General features: G+C 60.3%; 12 protein-coding genes and 3 pseudogenes. 12 read left to right on the top strand and 3 right to left on the bottom strand.

Annotated elements, in window-relative coordinates:
• Positions 1 to 75 precede the first annotated feature (75 nt).
• The 12 genes and pseudogenes from dppB to MKS11_RS21240 all read left to right on the top strand — a co-directional run bounded on the left by dppB (position 76) and on the right by MKS11_RS21240 (position 15,815).
• A complete protein-coding gene (gene dppB, locus MKS11_RS21295) occupies positions 76 to 1,095 on the top strand; it encodes a dipeptide ABC transporter permease DppB (RefSeq protein WP_002921786.1) in 1,020 nt (339 codons plus the stop codon).
• A gap of 9 nt (positions 1,096 to 1,104) precedes the next feature.
• Positions 1,105 to 2,007 (top strand): dipeptide ABC transporter permease DppC, encoded by a 903-nt coding sequence (gene dppC / locus MKS11_RS21290; protein WP_004204988.1) that lies wholly within the window; start codon positions 1,105 to 1,107, stop codon positions 2,005 to 2,007.
• Between the two features lie 10 nt (positions 2,008 to 2,017).
• The gene (dppD, locus tag MKS11_RS21285; RefSeq protein ID WP_087771088.1) at positions 2,018 to 3,001 is read left to right on the top strand and encodes a dipeptide ABC transporter ATP-binding protein; all 984 of its coding nucleotides are present in this window, start codon (positions 2,018 to 2,020) and stop codon (positions 2,999 to 3,001) included.
• The gene (gene dppF, locus MKS11_RS21280) at positions 2,998 to 4,011 is read left to right on the top strand and encodes a dipeptide ABC transporter ATP-binding subunit DppF (protein ID WP_004204985.1); all 1,014 of its coding nucleotides are present in this window, start codon (positions 2,998 to 3,000) and stop codon (positions 4,009 to 4,011) included. The genes dppD and dppF overlap by 4 nt, the downstream gene beginning before the upstream one ends.
• Before the next feature lie 18 nt (positions 4,012 to 4,029).
• A pseudogene (locus tag MKS11_RS21275) lies at positions 4,030 to 4,209 on the top strand (hypothetical protein).
• A gap of 316 nt (positions 4,210 to 4,525) precedes the next feature.
• Positions 4,526 to 5,050, top strand: a complete 525-nt coding sequence (locus MKS11_RS21270) for a cellulose biosynthesis protein BcsO (RefSeq protein WP_043522504.1) — start codon at positions 4,526 to 4,528, stop codon at positions 5,048 to 5,050.
• Position 5,051: 1 nt separating this feature from the next.
• A pseudogene (locus MKS11_RS21265) lies at positions 5,052 to 5,844 on the top strand (cellulose synthase operon protein YhjQ/BcsQ).
• Positions 5,845 to 5,863: 19 nt separating this feature from the next.
• Positions 5,864 to 7,975, top strand: coding sequence for a UDP-forming cellulose synthase catalytic subunit (gene bcsA / locus MKS11_RS21260; protein ID WP_004204982.1), 2,112 nt, complete (start codon positions 5,864 to 5,866; stop codon positions 7,973 to 7,975).
• Positions 7,972 to 10,407 carry a cellulose biosynthesis cyclic di-GMP-binding regulatory protein BcsB gene (bcsB, locus tag MKS11_RS21255; protein WP_017900012.1) on the top strand — a complete coding sequence of 812 codons (2,436 nt, stop codon included), beginning with the start codon at positions 7,972 to 7,974 and terminating at the stop codon, positions 10,405 to 10,407. Before bcsA ends, bcsB begins: the two co-directional genes overlap by 4 nt.
• Positions 10,404 to 14,326, top strand: a pseudogene (locus MKS11_RS21250) (cellulose synthase subunit BcsC-related outer membrane protein). The gene bcsB and the pseudogene MKS11_RS21250 overlap by 4 nt, the downstream one beginning before the upstream one ends.
• Positions 14,326 to 14,802 (top strand): cellulose biosynthesis protein BcsD, encoded by a 477-nt coding sequence (bcsD, locus tag MKS11_RS21245; RefSeq protein ID WP_004204979.1) that lies wholly within the window; start codon positions 14,326 to 14,328, stop codon positions 14,800 to 14,802. Before MKS11_RS21250 ends, bcsD begins: the two are co-directional and overlap by 1 nt.
• 11 nt (positions 14,803 to 14,813) lie before the next feature.
• A complete protein-coding gene (locus MKS11_RS21240) occupies positions 14,814 to 15,815 on the top strand; it encodes a glycosyl hydrolase family 8 (protein WP_017900010.1) in 1,002 nt (333 codons plus the stop codon).
• Between the two features lie 105 nt (positions 15,816 to 15,920).
• Here MKS11_RS21240 and bcsG read toward each other — a convergent pair whose 3' ends face one another.
• From bcsG to bcsE, 3 genes are read right to left on the bottom strand one after another with little or no spacing between them, the layout of a single operon-like run.
• Entirely contained in the window at positions 15,921 to 17,597 is a 1,677-nt protein-coding gene (gene bcsG / locus MKS11_RS21235) for a cellulose biosynthesis protein BcsG (protein WP_004204977.1), read from the bottom strand.
• The gene (gene bcsF / locus MKS11_RS21230; RefSeq protein ID WP_004204976.1) at positions 17,594 to 17,791 is read right to left on the bottom strand and encodes a cellulose biosynthesis protein BcsF; all 198 of its coding nucleotides are present in this window, start codon (positions 17,789 to 17,791) and stop codon (positions 17,594 to 17,596) included. Before bcsF ends, bcsG begins: the two co-directional genes overlap by 4 nt.
• Entirely contained in the window at positions 17,791 to 19,344 is a 1,554-nt protein-coding gene (gene bcsE / locus MKS11_RS21225; protein ID WP_017900009.1) for a cellulose biosynthesis protein BcsE, read from the bottom strand. The genes bcsF and bcsE overlap by 1 nt, the downstream gene beginning before the upstream one ends.
• Positions 19,345 to 19,357 lie beyond the last annotated feature (13 nt).

Below are 19,357 nucleotides of genomic sequence, written 5' to 3'. Positions count from 1 at the left end.
ATTCCGGGGAATGCTTTTGTGAGCAATACAGACGCCCTGTCGCCAGGCGGGGCGTCACTAGAGAGAATCCGGGTTATGTTGCAGTTTATTCTCCGACGTCTGGGACTTGTCATCCCGACATTTATCGGTATCACCCTTCTCACCTTTGCCTTCGTCCATATGATCCCCGGCGATCCGGTGATGATTATGGCGGGCGAACGTGGTATTTCCCCCGAACGTCACGCGCAGCTGCTGGCCGAAATGGGCCTTGATAAGCCGCTGTGGCAGCAATATGCCCACTATATCTGGGGCGTGCTGCACGGCGATTTAGGCATCTCGCTGAAAAGCCGCATTCCCGTGTGGCAGGAGTTTGTCCCACGCTTTAAAGCCACCCTTGAGCTGGGCGTCTGCGCGATGATCTTCGCCGTCGCCGTCGGCATTCCGGTGGGCGTGCTGGCTGCGGTAAAACGCGGCTCCATCTTTGACCACACCGCGGTGGGCCTGGCGCTGACCGGCTACTCGATGCCTATCTTCTGGTGGGGCATGATGTTGATTATGCTGGTTTCGGTGCAGCTGAACCTGACGCCGGTCTCCGGGCGTATCAGCGATACGGTCTTCCTTGACGATACCTTGCCGCTGACCGGCTTTATGCTGATCGACACCGCCATCTGGGGCGAGCAGGGCGACTTTATTGACGCCTTAATGCATATGATCCTGCCCGCCATCGTGCTGGGCACCATTCCGCTGGCGGTGATCGTGCGTATGACCCGATCGTCGATGCTGGAAGTGCTCGGCGAAGACTACATCCGCACCGCGCGCGCCAAAGGCCTGACCCGGATGCGGGTGATTGTGATCCACGCGCTGCGTAACGCGATGCTGCCGGTGGTCACGGTGATTGGCCTGCAGGTGGGCACGCTGCTGGCGGGCGCCATCCTGACGGAAACCATTTTCTCATGGCCTGGTTTAGGCCGCTGGCTGATCGACGCGTTGCAGCGTCGCGATTATCCGGTGGTGCAGGGCGGGGTGCTGCTGGTGGCGACGATGATTATCCTCGTCAACCTGCTGGTCGACCTGCTGTACGGCGTGGTGAACCCGCGTATCCGGCATAAGAAGTAAGGGGTCATCATGTCACAAGTTACTGAAAATAAAGTTATCACTGCGCCGGTGCCCATGACCCCGCTGCAGGAGTTCTGGCACTATTTCAAACGCAATAAAGGGGCGGTGGTCGGTCTGGTGTACGTGGCGGTGATGATCGTAATCGCCGTGTTCGCCAACTTTCTCGCCCCGTATAACCCGGCGGATCAGTTCCGTGATTCGCTGCTGGCGCCGCCGTTCTGGCAGGAGGGCGGCAGCCTGGCGCATCTGCTCGGCACCGACGACGTGGGCCGCGATATTCTGTCTCGCCTGATGTATGGCGCGCGCCTGTCGCTGCTGGTGGGCTGCCTGGTGGTGGTCCTGTCGCTGATCCTCGGCGTGGTGCTCGGCCTGGTGGCGGGCTATTTCGGCGGAGTGGTGGACTCAATCATCATGCGCGTCGTCGATATTATGCTGGCGCTGCCGAGTCTGCTTCTGGCGCTGGTGCTGGTGGCTATCTTCGGACCCTCCATCGTCAACGCCTCGCTGGCGCTGACCTTCGTGGCGCTCCCGCACTATGTGCGTCTGACGCGCGCGGCGGTGCTGGTGGAGGTCAACCGCGACTACGTGACCGCTTCCCGCGTGGCGGGCGCCGGGGCGATGCGCCAGATGTTCGTCAATATTCTGCCTAACTGTCTCGCGCCGCTGATCGTTCAGGCGTCGCTGGGCTTTTCTAACGCCATTCTCGACATGGCCGCGCTGGGGTTCCTCGGCATGGGCGCGCAGCCGCCGACGCCGGAGTGGGGCACCATGCTCTCCGACGTATTGCAGTTCGCGCAGAGCGCCTGGTGGGTGGTGACCTTCCCGGGCGTGGCGATCCTGCTGACGGTGCTGGCATTTAACCTGATGGGTGACGGTCTGCGTGACGCGCTCGATCCCAAACTGAAGCAGTAAGAGGTTCGAGATGGCGTTATTGAATGTAGATAAATTATCGGTGCATTTCGGCGATGAAAACGCGCCGTTCCGCGCCGTGGACCGCATCAGCTATAGCGTGAAGCAGGGCGAAGTGGTCGGCATCGTCGGGGAGTCTGGATCCGGTAAATCCGTCAGCTCGTTGGCGATTATGGGTCTGATTGATTACCCCGGCCGGGTCATGGCGGACAAACTGGAGTTTAACGGCCGCGACCTGCAGCGCATCTCTGAAAAAGAGCGGCGCCAGCTGGTGGGGGCGGAGGTGGCGATGATCTTCCAGGATCCGATGACCAGCCTCAATCCCTGCTTTACCGTCGGCTTCCAGATTATGGAAGCGATAAAAGTCCATCAGGGCGGCAACAAGCAAACCCGCCGCCAGCGGGCCATCGACCTGCTGAACCAGGTCGGCATTCCCGATCCGGCGTCGCGGCTGGACGTCTACCCGCATCAGCTTTCCGGCGGGATGAGCCAGCGCGTCATGATCGCGATGGCGATTGCCTGTCGGCCAAAACTGCTGATTGCCGATGAACCGACCACCGCGCTGGACGTGACCATTCAGGCGCAGATCATCGAGCTGCTGCTGGAACTGCAGCAGCAGGAGAATATGGCGCTGGTGTTGATCACCCACGACCTGGCGCTGGTGGCCGAGGCCGCGCATAAAATTATCGTTATGTATGCCGGTCAGGTGGTGGAGACTGGCGATGCGAAGGATATTTTCCGCGCGCCGCGCCATCCATACACCCAGGCGCTGCTGCGTGCGCTGCCGGAGTTCGCCCAGGATAAAGCGCGTCTGGCGTCGCTGCCGGGCGTGGTGCCGGGGAAATATGACCGTCCCAACGGCTGCCTGCTGAACCCGCGCTGCCCCTATGCTACGGATAAATGTCGTAGCGAAGAGCCGGCGCTCGCGGATCTCACTGGCGGCCGCCAGTCTAAATGTCACTACCCACTCGATGATGCCGGGAGGCCTGGATTATGAGTACGCAAAAGGCCGCCACGCCACAACCGCTGTTGCAGGCCATTGATCTGAAAAAACACTACCCGGTGAAGAAGGGGTTATTCGCCCCGGAACGGCTGGTGAAGGCGCTGGACGGCGTCTCCTTTACCCTTGAGCGCGGTAAAACGCTGGCGGTGGTGGGGGAGTCGGGCTGCGGTAAATCGACCCTCGGTCGTCTGCTGACGATGATTGAAATTCCCACCGGCGGCGAGCTCTATTATCAGGGGCAGGATCTGCTTAAGCACGACCCACAGGCGCAGAAGCTGCGGCGGCAAAAAATCCAGATTGTGTTCCAGAACCCCTACGGTTCTCTGAACCCGCGTAAAAAAGTGGGGCAGATTCTGGAAGAGCCGCTGCTGATTAACAGTAGCCTGAGCAAAGAGCAGCGCCGCGAAAAAGCGCTGGCGATGATGGCGAAAGTGGGCCTGAAAACAGAGCATTACGATCGCTACCCGCATATGTTCTCCGGCGGTCAGCGCCAGCGTATCGCCATTGCCCGCGGTCTGATGCTGGATCCGGACGTGGTGATCGCCGATGAGCCGGTCTCCGCGCTGGACGTTTCGGTACGCGCTCAGGTGCTGAACCTGATGATGGATCTGCAGCAGGATTTAGGTCTGTCCTACGTGTTTATCTCCCACGATCTGTCGGTCGTCGAGCATATCGCTGATGAAGTGATGGTGATGTATCTCGGCCGCTGTGTGGAGAAGGGCACCAAGGACCAGATCTTTAACAATCCGCGTCATCCGTACACCCAGGCGCTGTTGTCGGCGACGCCGCGTCTGAACCCGGACGACCGTCGCGAGCGGATTAAGCTGACCGGCGAGCTGCCGAGCCCGCTGAATCCGCCGCCGGGCTGCGCTTTCAACGCGCGCTGCCGCCGGCGCTTCGGCCCCTGCACCCAGCTTCAGCCGCAGCTGAAGGATTACGGCGGCCAGCTGGTGGCCTGCTTTGCCGTCGACCAGGATGAGAATCCGCAAAAGCCCCACGCCTGACGGCACGCTCCCGGTCCGATAACCGGGGGCTTCTCTCCCGCCGGGGATAAAACCCGGCGATATCGCCTTTTATCGCAGTGAATGCCACGTCCTCGGCGCATTCTTCGTCGATTATCCGAAAAAATAAGACTTTCAGTCCATTTTTATAGAATTAAAGAGAAATTAAAATGGTTCAGGTTTATTCTTTCGCTGATCTGACGCTATGATTCTATCATTACCTAATACATTTATATAAAAACGGACGGGAAGCGCGGTGGAAGCGTGGTTTAAGGATGGACGCATACCTAAAAAATGGGGCTATCCTTCTGAAAAGAAAATGTTAGTGTAGCGATACTTCTGCCGTGGAATCACACCGGAAATCAAATTCTAAACTATTATAACCCTGTCAACCGTATGTATTGGTACGTCTCCAACGGCGCGTTTTCTGCCATACCAGAGACGCAACGATATTTTAAATATACTTAGAAAATAACAACAAACTTAATATGAAATTTTTAAAATCATGAGGTTATCAATGAACCATTATGATGATCTGCAGCGCTTTCAGGAAAAAACGCGGACGCAAAACCTCAAATTTCAGGATCTTTCATCGCAAGCCGCCACGCGCGAGCATGGCGACTGGGCGATCCTCAATCAGCTAAATCCCGGCGCAGAGAAACCCTCTTCCCTGGCGCTGGGAGGCTCGGTTTCCGCGCCCCTGCCGCAGTCAGTGCCCGCGGATCTGTTCCACCAGATAGAAGCGGCCGTAGCGGCGGCGCCAGCCTCCGCTTCCGTTGTGCCTGCCGCTCCGGCCCCGCAGCCGGCCGTGGAGACCGCCACCGCCGCGCCGGAGCCAGTCAGGCAGGAGCCTGCGGTGACCCCTGCGCCTTCAATCCCGGCGCCTGAACCGGCAATGGCGCCGCCGAGAATGGCTCCTCGACCCGCGCCCACCGCCGAGAACTATGCCCACCTGTTCGCGGCGAAAAGCGCAGAGCCGGTGGCGAAAAATAAAGACCAGCCTTTGAAATCACTTCTGGAAAGGATCGCAACATGCCGTTGATTTGCGTCTGTTCACCGAAAGGTGGCGTAGGGAAAACGACCCTGGCGGCCAATTTAGCCTATTCGCTGGCGCGGACCGGCAGCAAAGTGCTGGCGCTGGATTTTGATGTCCAGAACGCGCTGCGTTTGCATTTTGGCGTGCCGCTGAACGATGAGCGCGGCTATGTGGCGAAGGCGCTGGAGCTGCACGACTGGAGCCAGTGCGTGCTGAGCGCCGGCAGCAACATTTTCGTCCTGCCGTATGGCGAAGTGAGCGAAGCGCAGCGTCAGGCGTTTGATGAGCAGCTGACCCACAATGACCATTTTCTCCAGCGCGGACTGTCCGCACTGCTGAATTATCCCGGACTTATCACCATCGCTGATATGCCGCCAGGGCCTTCGCCGGCGCTAAAGGCGCTGACGGGGCTGGCGGACCTGCATCTGATCCCGCTGCTGGCGGATACTGCCTCGATGTCGACCCTGGCGCACGTGGAAAAACAGCGCCTGACCGGCGCGGCGCTGAATCACAAGCATGGGCACTATTTCGTCATTAACCAAAGCGATAGCCGTCGCCAGGTCAGCCGGGACGTCACCAGCCTGATGGAAGAGAAGCTGGGCGAGCGACTGCTTGGCATCGTCCATCGTGATGAAAGCGTGGTGGAGGCCAATGCGTCGCAGAAGTCGATTCTGGACTTTAACGCTTCCTCGGCAGCGGCCTTCGATATTGAAATTATTGCTAAAAAAATATCTTCGCTGTTGGGTATCCATATTGGCGATGGCACGGTGCACAGCCAGACACGCATGTCAGGGCTTTAACTTATTGCAGGGCTGCTGAATGAAAAAATCTCTTTTTTGGTTGCTGGCGCTGGTGCTGTCACCCGTCGCCGTGCTGGTGGTGATCACGCCGATGGACAGCCAGAAGCAGTATATTTTTGGTCTGCTGAGCATCGGTATTCTCTTTCTGATGGGGTTCAGCAAGCGCCGCAGCGTATCGGTCATTATGGTCGTCACGTCGCTGCTGATGTCTACCCGTTACATGTATTTTCGCCTCACGCAGACCCTGCACTTCAACTCAGCTATTGAAACTATCCTCGGCATGGGGCTCTTTCTGGCGGAAGTCTATATCTGGGTGATGCTGCTGCTTAACTATCTGCAGACCGTGTGGCCGCTGAAGCGCGGTATTGTTCCGCTGCCGGATGATATGAGCAAGTGGCCGACGGTGGATATCTATATTCCGAGCTATAACGAACCGCTTGAGGTGGTGCGTGACACCGTCCTCGCGGCACAATGTATTGATTATCCAAAAGATAAAATGAAAATCTATCTTCTGGATGATGGTAAGCGCAGCGAGTTTGCCGTCTTCGCCGCCGACGTCGGGGTGGGTTATATCACCCGCAACGATAACAAACACGCTAAAGCGGGAAACCTCAACCACGCCCTAACCCTGACCCAGGGGGAGCTTATCTGTGTTTTCGACTGCGACCACGTTGCCACGCGCGTGTTTCTGCAGGCCACCGTCGGCGGCTTCCTGAAAGATCCGATGCTGGCTCTGGTGCAGACGCCGCACTACTTCTATTCCCCGGATCCGTTCGAGCGCAACCTCTCCGTCGGACGCAACATCCCGAACGAAGGGATGCTGTTCTATGGCCCGATTCAGCAGGGCAACGATAACTGGAACGCCACCTTTTTCTGCGGCTCCTGCGCGGTGATCCGCCGCGAGGCGCTGGCGCAGATCGGCGGTTTCGCCGTGGAAACGGTGACCGAAGATGCCCATACGGCGCTCAAGTTCCAGCGCCTTGGTTGGAAGTCGGCCTTTCTCGATATCCCGCTGGCGGCTGGTCTCGCCACCGAGCGCCTGGTGGTGCACGTTATCCAGCGTACCCGCTGGGCGCGCGGGATGACGCAGATTTTTCGCGTCGATAACCCGCTGTTTGGCCGCGGGCTGACCTTCCAGCAGCGCTTGTGCTACCTCAGCGCCATGCTCTACTACCAGTTTGCGCTCCCGAGGGTGGTGTTTGTCACCGCCCCGCTGGCTTATCTGCTGTTTAACCTCAATATCATTTACTCGTCAGCGAGCCTGATCGTCTCCTATGCGCTGCCGCACCTGTTTCTCGCCATCTACGTCGGTTCGCGAATGAACGGCCGCTATCGCTACAGCTTCTGGGGGGAAATCTACGACATTGTGCTGGCTTTCCACCTGGTGCTGCCGACCCTGGTGACGATGATTTTCCCCAAACGCGGCAAATTCAACGTCACCGATAAGGGCGGCCTGCTGGACGTCGGCTACTTCGATTTCACCGTGGTGCGTCCGCACCTGGTGGTGGCCTGTCTGCTGGCGCTGGGGGTGATCGTCGGCATCGTCCGGGCGATTGGCCATGACTACTTTGGCTCGGACCCCAACGTTATCGCTCTGAACGTCGGGTGGGGTATCTACAGCCTGATCTTCCTGCTGGCGGCGATTGCCGTCGCGCGTGAAACGCGGCAGGTGCGGAAAACCATTCGTATCGATGTCGATATCCCGGTAGTGATCCATTACGCCAGCGGCATCGTGTCCCGCAGCCACACCGAGGATCTATCGATGGGCGGTTGCCGCGTAGTGGCGCCGGATAAGCGCCATCTGGAGGATGATATCGAAGAGGTTGAGCTGATCCTGCAGTCCGGGGCTATCTCCATCCCGGCCCAGTTGGTCACCTCTGACGAGCGCTTCCTGCGCCTCAAGTTTGATGAAGATATTCCGCTTTCGCGCCGCCGTGAGCTGGTGCGCGTGGTGCTGGCCCGTGCGGATGCGTGGATTAATCCGCCGCGCCCGCAGGATAACCCGTTCCGCTCCTTCTTCACCATTTTACGCTGCGTGTTCGAACTGTTCTGGCTGACGTGGAAAACCCGTCGCAGCCAGCGCAATCGGGCAACAGTGGCGAAAACGGCGCAGGAGGATGGCACGTTATGAAGCGATTAACGACGCTGGCGCTGCTGGCAGGGATGCTCTCTGCGCCTGCGCTGCACAGTGAAGAACCGGGCTCCGGCGCCGCCGCGCCGCTGAGCTTTCCGCAGCTCAATGGCGCGGCGGACAGCGAGCCAGGCGACGAACCCCCGGCCGCCTCGCCGGAGGAGAGCGCCTCCCCGACAGCCCCCGCCACCGCCGGCGATGCGACGGCGACGGCCCCTGCGCCGGATATGCCGGACTTGCCCCCGCCGGTGAGCGGGTCGGCCGCGCCGGAGGTCATTCCTGTCGCCCCGGTCTGGGGAGGCGATCTGAATCTGGCGCAGATGGGGATGCCGGACGGCATTATTCTCAGCGGCGGTCAGCGGCAGGGGGGCGTCAGCTTTACCCTGCCTTCCGATCAGGTGGTGATCCATTCGCAGCTTAGCCTTGCCGTTCGCGTATCGCCGGAAATGGCGAGCCGCAACGCCACCCTGCAGCTGATGCTCAACGGTCAACCGCTCGGCACCCTGCCGTTGGGCGCCGATGGCGAGGATGTCTCCCATTATCAACTGGATATCCCGCCCGCGCTGATGGTTTCCAGTAATAACCTGAGCGTGAAGATCAACGATGGCGATACCCTGCAGTGCCAGCGTGACATTCATGATTCGTCGCGGGTGACGGTGCTGCCCACGTCGCATTTCAGCTGGGAAAGCCAGCAGTTGAACATCAGCGACGATCTGAGCCACTTCCCGCGTCCATTCTTCGACAGCATGCAGATGACGCCGGCGGACATCGCCGTTTCCTATGGAGCGAAGCCGTCGGCCGACGTCTTCAGCGCCGCGGCGCTGGTCTCTTCCTGGCTGGGTATCCAGGCGGACTATCGCGGCATCGCCTTCAGCGCGCTGCGCGACCGTCTGCCGGAACGCCACGGTATCGTGATTGGCCACCCGGGCGAGCAGGTGGGCGGCATGACGCTGCCGGAAACCGATAAGCCACTGCTGCGCATCATCGCCAACCCCGCCAATCCAGCCTACAAGCTGCTGTTGATTGTCGGCAAAAACGATACCGCGCTGCGCATGGCCGCCTGGCGCCTGACCCGCGGCAACTTCGCGCCGCAAACCGCGACGCTGGATGTTGAACCACAGACCATCCCGGTTGGCAAAGCGTACGATGCGCCGCGCTGGATCCCCACCGATCGTCCAGTCAGACTCAGCGAACTGCTGCGTAAGGATCAAAGCCCGACCGTCAGCGGCGTCTGGCACGAACCTTTACGTATCGCCTTCCGCGCCGCGCCGGACCTCTATCTGTGGGATGGCGAGACGATCCCGCTGCAGGTTGGCTACCGCTTCCCGTCGGAGAGTTGGATCAATGAAGACAAGTCCCTGCTGAGCGTCACGCTCAACGGCACCTTCCTCAACAACCTGCCGATGAACAAGCAGGGGCCGCTGGAGAAAGTCTGGCGCTACCTCGGGGGCGATGCGCGCCAGGAGCGCTTTACCATCCCGCTGGCACCCTACCTGATCTATGGCGATAACCAGCTGTCGATGTACTTCAATGTGGTGCCGAAGGACGATGTTCCGTGCTCGGTTCTGCTGAATAACAATATCAAGAGCCGCATCACTGACGACTCATGGATTGATTTGAGCAAAACGCGACACTTCTCGCTGCTGCCAAACCTCTCCTATTTCGTCGGCGCCTCTTTCCCTTTCTCGCGGCTGGCGGACTATTCGCAAACGACGCTCCTGCTGCCGGCGGAACCGTCTGAGACCCAGGTGGCAACCCTTCTGAATCTGGCGGCGCGCTCCGGGAATGCGACCGGCACCGCGCTGGCGAATAACCGCGTCGTGCTTGGGATGCCCACCGGCGGCGGGGATTTGCAGTCGCTGCGCGAACGTGATGTGCTGGCGGTCACCGCTCTCGATCAGCAGGCCTTCAACCAGAGCCTGCTGGCCGACTCACCCTACCGCCCGGTGGATAATGTGCTGAGCGTCCGCGAGCCCGACCTGTGGCAAAAAGCGCAGCGCCGACTCACCGGCGACTGGACCTCCGCCAGCCTCGATGCCGATCGCTACTTCTCATCCAGCAGCGCCTGGCGCGGGTTTATCAGCTATCGTTCGCCGTGGAATCCCGCCCGCCTGGTGGTGGTGGCGATGGCCAGCAATGATGACCAGCTGGCGCGACTGAAAAACGATCTGGACTCACCGCGCATCAATGCCGGGATCCGTGGCGATACCGCGGTGATCACCAGCGATAACGGGGTGCGTAGTTTCCAGGTAAGTACGCCGTTCCCCAGCGGTCAGATGCCGTGGTACATGATGGCGGTCTGGTATGCCAGCCAGCACTCCGGTTTCCTCGCTCTGCTGGGGCTGATTGCCACCTCGATAATGGGACTGGCGCTGACCGCGATGTTTAAACGTCACGCCCGTAAGCGTCTGGGTTCGGGGGATAACCAATGAAAAGAAAGATAACGATAACGATGAAAAGCTCCCGGCGGCTCACCACATTCTGCCTCACCGGCGCCCTGGCTCTCGGCGCTTCTGGCGGCGCGCTGGCGGCGGGTAACGACGCGGCGCTGCAGGCGCTGTTCGCCCAGGCCAACTACTGGCATGAGAAATCCCATGACGAGCTGGCGATGGAGTCCCTGCAGAAGGTGCTCTCGGTGGATGCCAACAACACCCAGGCGCTGTATCTGATGGCGCTCTGGTCGCAGCAGGGCGGCGATATGCAGGCGGCGGCAATATCCCCGGCGCGCTGGCGACCTGGCGCAGCATGTTCAATGGCAATACGCCGCCTGCCGGGCTGGCGGCGGAATATTACCTGACCATGGCCAGCGACAAATCGCTCTATCCGCAGGCCATTAGCGAACTGCGGCAGTACGTGGCGCAGCATCCCCAGGAGAACGCCCCGCGGGTAGCGTTGGGCAAAGCGTTAACCTGGCGGGAAGATACCCGTCGGGAAGGGATCGCCCTGCTCGAGCCGATGGCCAGCGGCAATAAAGAGGCGGACAGCGGCTTGCGTCAGGCCTTGCTCTGGCTGGGGCCGCAGGCCGGGGATGAGCAGTATTACGACACCTGGATGCAGCGTCATCCGCAGGATAGCGAAGTTCAGAACTACTTTCGTGAACGGCGCAGCGGCCAGGCGCGCGGCCAGGGCTACGCCAATCTTAACAGCGGCAATACCGCTGCCGCGAAGCAGCAGTTTGAAGAGGTATTGCAGACCAACCCGCAGGATGCCGATGCGTTGGCGGGCATGGGCTATATCGCGCAGCGCAGCGGCGACTACCAGGCCGCATCGCAATATCTGAGCCGGGCGGCGGACCTCGGCGGCGACGCCTCGGCGACCCGCCGTCAGCAGGCGGCTGATGCCCTGTTCTACGGCCAGCTGGCGCAGGCTCAGCAGGCCTATAAGCAGGGCAATATCAGCCAGGCGCTGGCGCTCTCCGCGCCGCTTGCGCAGCAGAGCGGGGCGCGGGGCGCCTCGGCGAAGCTGTTTCGTGCCGATGTGCTGCGACATAACAAAGATTTACCCCAGGCCGAGCAAACGCTGCGCTCACTGTTAAACGACGACCCGCAGAATGCGGCGGCGCGGGAAAACCTCTACTACGTGCTGCGCGAGCAGAATAAATCCGCCGAGGCGCAGGCGATGCTGCAGACGCTGCCGCAGAGCCTACAGCAAAAACTGCAGCCGCGAGTGGTGGCCGGCATGCCAGGCGACGCCCTGCGTCGTCAGGCCCAGGCGCAGGTCAGCAGCGGTAACCCAGCCGGCGCAATAGCCACCCTGCGCGAAGGCGTTGCCCGCTATCCGGACGATCCCTGGCTGCGTCTCGATCTGGCCCGACTGCTGCAAAAATCGGGTAACGCCAGCGAGGCCTCTTCGCTGATGTCGGCGGCCTATCGCCCCGGCGCCAGCAACAGCGCGCTGTATGCCGCCGCGCTGTTCGCCAGCGAAAACGGCGCCTGGCAACAGGCGCAGACGCTGCTGGCGCGCATTCCCGGCGGCAGCCAGACCAGCGACATGCGCGATTTACGCCAGCGGGTGAACTACAACCTGCAGCTGGTGACCGCCGAAAACTACCTGGCGCAGGGCAATACCATCGCCGCCAGCAATACCCTGCGGGCGATGGCCTCCACGCCGCCGAAAGCCCCGGCGGACGCCGGCAAGCTGGCGCGGCTGCTGGCCGAGAGCGGCGACCTGACCACCGCGGTATCGCTGGTGCGCAACAATATCAGCGGCGGGGTGTCCGGCAACGCCGGGGATTACGCCGATCAGATCGCCGTCCTGAACCAGGCCGGGCTGACCGGCGAGGCGCAGAACCTGATCAGCAATCCGCAGCTGCAGGCCAGCAGTACGCCGACGCAGCTGGCGAGCATTCGCAATGGCTATGTGATCAACGAGGCCGACCGCCTGCGCGAGCAGGGCAATTATGCCGCGGCGTATGACAAGCTGATCCGCGCCATGCAAAGCGATCCGCAGAATACCGATCTGATGTTCGCCATGGCGCGGCTGTACCAGAGCGGCAAAATGAACAAAGAGGCCGGGGTGGTCTATGACTATCTGATGACGCGCGATACGCCGAACCAGGATGCGCGCGCCGGGGCTATTGACGTGGCGCTGTCGGCGGGGAACAACGATCGCGCGGAACAGCTGGCCGGCGGCTTGCGTCAGGATAACTCCCCGGATCGCCTGCTGCTGCTGGCGAGAGTGGCGGAGGCCCAGGGTCATCATCAGCAGGCGATGACCTACCTGCGCAGCGCCCACGGCAAACTGCTGGGCATGCAAAGCACCAACAGCAGCGAAACGCCGACCGTCGGCGGGGTGCTGGCGGCGGATAACCCCTTCATCGGCGTGTCGCAAACGTCGGCGCCGACGCGGACGGCCTCCGCCTACGGGCAGTATATGCCGTGGCAGGTTGCCCAGTCGGCCGCCGCGCCCGGCTCCTCACTGCCGGGGATCCAGCGCACCGATCTGCCGGTGGACACCGCCCAGACGCGGATGCTGCGTCAGGTGGACACCATGATGGAGTCGCTGCAGGAGAAAACCGGCAGCTGGCTGCAGGGGGGAATGGACGTGCGCGGACGCGACGGCGAATCGGGCACCAGCAAGCTGACGGAGCTCAGAACGCCGCTGACCTGGTCCTCCTCGCCGTTTGGCGACTCGCGCTTTGACTTTACCGTCACCCCGGTGTCGTTAAACGCCGGGACCGCCAGCGGCGACGCCTGGCGTCGCTACGGCGCCAACCCGCTGGCCAACGCGGTCTCCAATATGGTGAGTACCGCCACCAGCGAGCAGGCGGCGATCGCCTCGATGACCGAGGCGGAGCGGACGGCCTATTTTGCCAGCAATCCGGGGGCAGAGGCGTTAAGCGGCCTGGGCACCCTGAACGCGGCGGACTTCAATCCGACCACCAGCAGCGGGATGGAAAACCTGGCGAAGCTCGGGAGCTATGATTCGGGGCAGGTGGCCAGCTATCTTTCCTCGTCCAGCCGTAAGCCGAACGTTGACCAGACCAGCGGCTCGACCGATTCGCAGAAGGCCAACGGCGTCGAACTGGCGCTGGCGCTAAGCGGTGACGATTACCGGGTCGATATCGGCAGCACGCCGCTGGGCCAGGATCTGAATACCGTTGTCGGCGGGGTGAAATGGTCGCCCAAGCTGACCAACTATCTGTCGCTGATCCTCACCGGCGAACGCCGCTCGCTCACCGACAGCCTGCTTTCGTATGTCGGTCTGAAGGATGCCTATTCCGGTAAAACCTGGGGGCAGGTGACGAAAAACGGCGGCACCCTGCAGCTGAGTTATGACGACGGTGACGCGGGCTTCTACGTTGGCGGCGGCGGTTACAGCTACCTGGGGCAGAACGTCGCCAGCAACACCAGCATCAACGCCAATGCCGGGGTCTATCTGCGGCCCTATCATGACGAATACCGCCAGCTGCAGGCCGGGTTGAGCATGAGCTATATGGATTACTCCAAAAACCTCAGCTACTTCACCTATGGCCAGGGGGGCTACTTTAGTCCGCAAAACTACGTCAGCGTGTCGCTGCCGGTCAGTCTGACGGAAAAATATGATAACTGGACCATGAAGCTCGGCGGCTCGGTGGGCTACCAGTCTTACAGCCAGGATAAGAGCGCCTATTTCCCGACCAATTCGGAGTGGCAGCAGACCCTGGAGACGGCGGTGAGCAATGGGTTTGCCAAGGAAGCCTACTATTCTGCGACCTCGAAGAGCGGCATCGGCTATACCCTGCGCGCCGGGGCGGATTACAAGGTCAACAAACAGATGACGCTGGGGGGCCAGATTGGCTATGACACCTTCGGGGATTATAACGAAAGCACCGCCGGGCTCTATATTCGCTATATGTTAGGAGATCATTGATGATGACGGAGAACAATAACCCGGTGGTGATGACCTGGTTTCAGCAGCAGCAAACGCCTGCCGGATGGTTCGATCTGTTGATTATTATGGTCGAAGGTATGTTAAATAATGCCGGCGAGCTGGAAAGTCAGCCCTTCCTGCGTCAGATGGGCGCCTCGTTGGCGGAGACCCATCCGTTGCCGGCGTCGGAGACCGTAGGGGAGCTGGAGGCGAATATCAACCGGCTGCTGACCCATTTCCACTGGGGGGTGGTGACCATCGACGTCGGTGAGGATGGCCTGCGCTTGCGCCATCAGGCGTTGCCGGTCAGCCGCGACGATGCGGGGCGCGTGCGCTGGTGCAACGCGTTCTGTGCCATACTCGAGGGGTTATATTCTCGCTGGCTGCAGAGTCAGGGAGGCAGCGCTCACGTAATATTGCAGCGTGAGCGGGTGTTCTCTGTCTCTGACGTTCAGTTTCTTTACTACCATCCATAATGAGTGAATTTATGCCCCTGCGTGCTTTAGTGGCGGTGATAGTGACAACGGCAGTAATGCTGGTGCCCCGGGCGTGGGCGGATACGGCCTGGGAGCGTTATAAGGCCCGTTTTATGATGCCGGACGGCCGTATCATTGATACCGCCAATGGCAATGTGTCGCATACGGAAGGCCAGGGCTTCGCCATGCTCCTGGCGGTGGCGAATAACGATCGCCCGGCGTTCGACAAGCTGTGGCAGTGGACGGACAGCACCCTGCGCGACAAGTCTAACGGGCTGTTTTACTGGCGCTATAACCCGGTGGCGCCGGACCCGATCGCCGATAAAAACAACGCCACCGATGGCGATACCCTGATCGCCTGGGCGCTGCTGCGCGCGCAAAAGCAGTGGCAGGACAAGCGCTACGCCATGGCCTCCGATGCCATCACCGCCTCCCTGCTGAAATATACGGTGGTGACTTTCGCCGGTCGCCAGGTGATGCTCCCGGGCGTGAAGGGGTTTAACCGCAACGACCACCTGAACCTTAACCCCTCCTATTTCATCTTCCCGGCCTGGCGGGCCTTTGCGGAGCGGACGCACCTGACCGCCTGGCGGACATTGCAGAGTGACGGGCAGGCGCTGCTGGGGCAAATGGGCTGGGGGAAATCGCATCTGCCCAGCGACTGGGTGGCGCTGCGGGCGGATGGCAAGATGCTGCCGGCCAAAGAGTGGCCGCCGCGGATGAGTTTCGATGCGATCCGTATCCCGCTGTATATCTCGTGGGTCGATCCGCACAGCGCCTTGCTCGCACCGTGGAAAGCCTGGATGCAGAGTTACCCGCGCCTGCAAACTCCGGCGTGGATCAACGTTAGCACCAACGAGGTCGCTCCGTGGAATATGGCCGGCGGCCTGCTGGCGGTGCGTGATTTAACGCTTGGCGAACCGCTGGAAGCGCCGCAGATTGACGACAAGGATGATTATTACTCCGCCAGCCTCAAGCTGCTGGTCTGGCTGGCGAAACAGGATCAGCGCTAGCGCTGTGATGGCTTTGCAGGTTTCTCAGCCCGTATCCTGCGGGCTGAGAGAAAAGAGCAGGAACGTCTCACGATGTAAGGCCGCCAGAATAGGCGGCCTTGTCGCTTATTGCGGATAAGGCACCCAACTGCCGCCATTCAACTGGACATAAGGCTTGCCCTGATACTGGATAACGATGGCGTTGGCGTTTTCGGACACCGCCGCGCTCTGCGGCAGGTTGGCGACATACTGCTGCCAGTTGACGCTGTCTTCGCTGAACATTTTGCCGTCGAGGGCGCGCACCACCAGCTCCGACACCGCCAGGTAGCTGCTGGGCTGATCGATGATAATTGGCGCGCCTTCATGCGGCGCCTTCATGCCGAAGAATTTCACCGCCGTCGGGACGTTAGTGATCGACGGGCTCGGGATATCCCGCAGGCCAGACACCTGCATCTTATCGCCCTTCAGCGCGCCGCCGTGTTCCGGCACCACTACCACCATCACCTTACGCCCCGATTTTTCCAGTTCGGTGAAGAAGTTATCCAGGTCGTCAAACAGCTTCTGCGCTCGCACTTTGTAGTCCGCGGTTTTGCTTTGTCCCGGGAAGTGATTGCCGTCATGCAGCGGCAGGGTGTTATAGAACGTGGCGCTCCGCGGATTGCTGCTGGCCTCTTCGGTCTTCAGCCAGCGGTTGAGAACCGCGAGATCCTCATACACTGGCGAGCCATCAAATGCCTGCAGGCTGACCGGCAGACCGCTCTGGTCCATCAGCGGGCTCTGCATGCCGCCCAGCGAACGCAGCTCTTTTAGGAAGTCGCCGAACAGGCCGTTGTGGCCGAGCATCAACTGCTGGTTGAAGCCGAGTTTCGCCAGGTTTTCAAACAGGTAGCAATCGGCGCCGGATGGCTGATACAGGTTGGTATGCGACAGCTGGCCGCAGCTGGCGCGCAGCAGACGCACCGCCGCAGGTCCGCTGTAGGAGGTCGCTGAGTTAAAGTTTTTGAAGACGATATCGAAATGCTTCCACAGCGGGTGGTCCATCAGCCCGGCGGCTTCAATATCCGACCAGGAGAGCGAGCAGATATTGATCACCAGCAGGTCAAACGGCTGCGCATCCGCCGGCAGCTGGTCCGGGAACGGTGTCTTGCGCTTCTGCTCGGCGGCATAGAAACCGTTCAGCCAGTTGGTGAGGTTGGCCGAGGTCGGCGGTTCGGTCTGCGGCGGAATATCGCTGCTGGCCGGGCTGGACGCGGCGCCAGCGGCAGCGTTGGTCCCGACGTTGGCCGGCGCGGTGGCGGCGGCAGTGGTGGGCTGACCGGCAGGCCAAATGGTAAAGGCCGGCAGCAGCGGACTGACCGCCTGCCAGACGACCATCGCGGAGACAAACACGGTAACGCGCAGCCACTGGCTGATAAACAGCCACAGCACCAGTAAAACAAAGAAGGCGCCGACCATGCTCCAGTTGATAAAGCGGACAATCAGATCCCAGATATAGCTGGCGCTGAAGCCGGCGATTTGCGATCCCTGGCTAAAAATCGACTCTGGCCCGGGCAGCCAGGTATCGTGCCAGAACAGCGCGAATCCCAGCGGAATGGCGATCCAGTGGCGGATGCGGTGCAGCTTTTCGCGCGGGATTGGCACCAGCAGAAAGGCGAGAAACACCAGGTTAAGCATCGGGTGAAAATTGAGATACCCGGCCCACAGCAGGGCAAACTTGACCAGAAAGTAGAAGTTCCAGCCGCCAAGGCCGCGCCAGTACTGCCAGAGCGGAAGCGGTGCCGCGGTCGTTTTTTTATTTGTCATTTGTTCGCTTTGCCTTGCTTAACCGTTGTTCCCCGGCGTAATACCCCTGCCGGTTTCACGTAACGGGGTTTAAAGAACATCAGTCTTAACGTCGTGCGGATCCGGCGCTGATAGTGGCGCGTCAGGTAGCCCAGCGGAAAAAACAGCAGGGCGCAGAGCACCACCAGTTGCAGAATATCGGCGATAGACATCATCAGGCTTGCTCCTCACGGGTGGTTAACCGGTGTGGTTCGGGGTAGCGTCGCCAGTGGCGTCCATCATGGGTGGCGTTGATGGTCTCGTTTTTACCGACCGTGAGAGGCAGCGGCGTATTCCAGCGCGCCGGCTCGATGCCGCGCATGATCACAATTTCCGAGAGAATCTGTTTGTCTTCAAACCACACCATGCGGTTAGAAAAAATATCGCCGGTCGGCAGCGGGAAAATGTGGTTTAGCGCGGTATCGAGGTCATTGATCCGGCAAAACGACAAGAACAGCACCAGCCGGTTATTGCCGATGGTCATGATGTCGCCCATCCGGTTGGGTTTGCATAACGTCAGCGCCTGCTCAACGCGCAGCCCCGGCGCCGGGCGCAGGGCCACCATCACGCCTTTGCTGTCGGCCGGCAGCAGGGTATTGGTCATCACGTTGTGCACCGCTTCGCAAAAGGCGTCCCATTTCTGATAGCCGCGCAGTTTTAACGGCTGGCTCCAGGTGAGCAGGGTGGCAAAATCTTCCGGGATATGGCGGGAGAACTTTTGGTTCTGAACGCTTTCAATCAGCGTCAGGCAGCGGGAAAGCGACGCGCTGTTAGGGATCACCAGGCTGGCGCCGCTGCTCAGCAGCAGCCGCTCATCAGTCGCGCGCAGGCTGGGGGTTTGTTCGCGGACAATAATTTTCAGCGCCGTGCCGCGCTGACGGCGCAGGGTATGAATATAGCGGCCCAGCTGTTCAATTTGCGTGTTCTGGGTAATGGAGAAGAGGATCGTCGCCGCTTGCGCGGTGCGCCCGGCGTTGAAGACCTCGTCGTTGGTGTCAAACAGCGTCCAGTATTCCGACAGCGGCGGGGCACCTTCCAGCACGCGCACATTGCTGAGGATCGCTTTTTCATCGCTGCGCGGCTGCACGCTGGTTTCAGCGTCCTGCGCTAATCGCCAGCCGGCGTCATCATGTTGCACCATCAGCTGCTGCTGGGCGCTGATACCCTTATCGCTTCCCCACCAGGCAATATCAAAGATATGCCGGTCGCCCTGGTAACGAATACTTGCCAGTCCGGAAAGGGAGCGGTACTCACGTAATAAGGGAGTCAGCTGCCGATCAATATCCTGCGCGGAATTGATCGCTAAGAATGCGCAGCGATGATATTGCGCCCAGCGGCTGGTCTTTTCCACCCAGGCGCATAACTTTTCGTTATTTATATTTTGCCAGGCATTTTCAGCACATAGCAGAATAAATAAATAATTGCCAGGTTCGAGGGAGCAGACCAAGTCGCGATGTATTTCTTCCAGCGCCTCCGGACGATTCGGCAGGGTAAACAGTGCAATATTATCCGGGCCGTGAATGTGTTCTAATGAAATGATATCATTTGGTTTATTCCCCATCACCAGCGCGGCAACCTTGCTGTTTTTCGCCTGCGTGGCCAGCGTCTGATTAAATAGACTGACGGCATCGGCATAACGGTCAACGTTGAGCCACCATACCCCGCCGACCGGCATATGGCACACTTCATCCCATAATGATGAAATACCCAAAGTAAATACACTATCCACGGCATCCCTCGTG

This window comes from Klebsiella sp. K5-45 (assembly GCF_030128605.1).
GTDB classification, from domain to species: Bacteria; Pseudomonadota; Gammaproteobacteria; order Enterobacterales; family Enterobacteriaceae; genus Klebsiella; species Klebsiella quasipneumoniae.
This window is presented reverse-complemented; position numbering and strand designations above follow the sequence as displayed.

What these genes read in the sequence shown, in the direction of transcription:
- bcsD (WP_004204979.1), top strand. Translation starts at nt 14,326, where the DNA reads ATGATGACGGAGAACAATAACCCGGTGGTGATGACCTGGTTTCAGCAG.
- MKS11_RS21240 (WP_017900010.1), top strand. Translation starts at nt 14,814, where the DNA reads ATGCCCCTGCGTGCTTTAGTGGCGGTGATAGTGACAACGGCAGTAATG.
- bcsA (WP_004204982.1), top strand. Translation starts at nt 5,864, where the DNA reads ATGAAAAAATCTCTTTTTTGGTTGCTGGCGCTGGTGCTGTCACCCGTC.
- bcsF (WP_004204976.1), bottom strand. Translation starts at nt 17,791, where the DNA reads ATGATGTCTATCGCCGATATTCTGCAACTGGTGGTGCTCTGCGCCCTG.
- bcsB (WP_017900012.1), top strand. Translation starts at nt 7,972, where the DNA reads ATGAAGCGATTAACGACGCTGGCGCTGCTGGCAGGGATGCTCTCTGCG.
- dppF (WP_004204985.1), top strand. Translation starts at nt 2,998, where the DNA reads ATGAGTACGCAAAAGGCCGCCACGCCACAACCGCTGTTGCAGGCCATT.
- MKS11_RS21270 (WP_043522504.1), top strand. Translation starts at nt 4,526, where the DNA reads ATGAACCATTATGATGATCTGCAGCGCTTTCAGGAAAAAACGCGGACG.
- dppC (WP_004204988.1), top strand. Translation starts at nt 1,105, where the DNA reads ATGTCACAAGTTACTGAAAATAAAGTTATCACTGCGCCGGTGCCCATG.
- bcsG (WP_004204977.1), bottom strand. Translation starts at nt 17,597, where the DNA reads ATGACAAATAAAAAAACGACCGCGGCACCGCTTCCGCTCTGGCAGTAC.
- dppB (WP_002921786.1), top strand. Translation starts at nt 76, where the DNA reads ATGTTGCAGTTTATTCTCCGACGTCTGGGACTTGTCATCCCGACATTT.
- dppD (WP_087771088.1), top strand. Translation starts at nt 2,018, where the DNA reads ATGGCGTTATTGAATGTAGATAAATTATCGGTGCATTTCGGCGATGAA.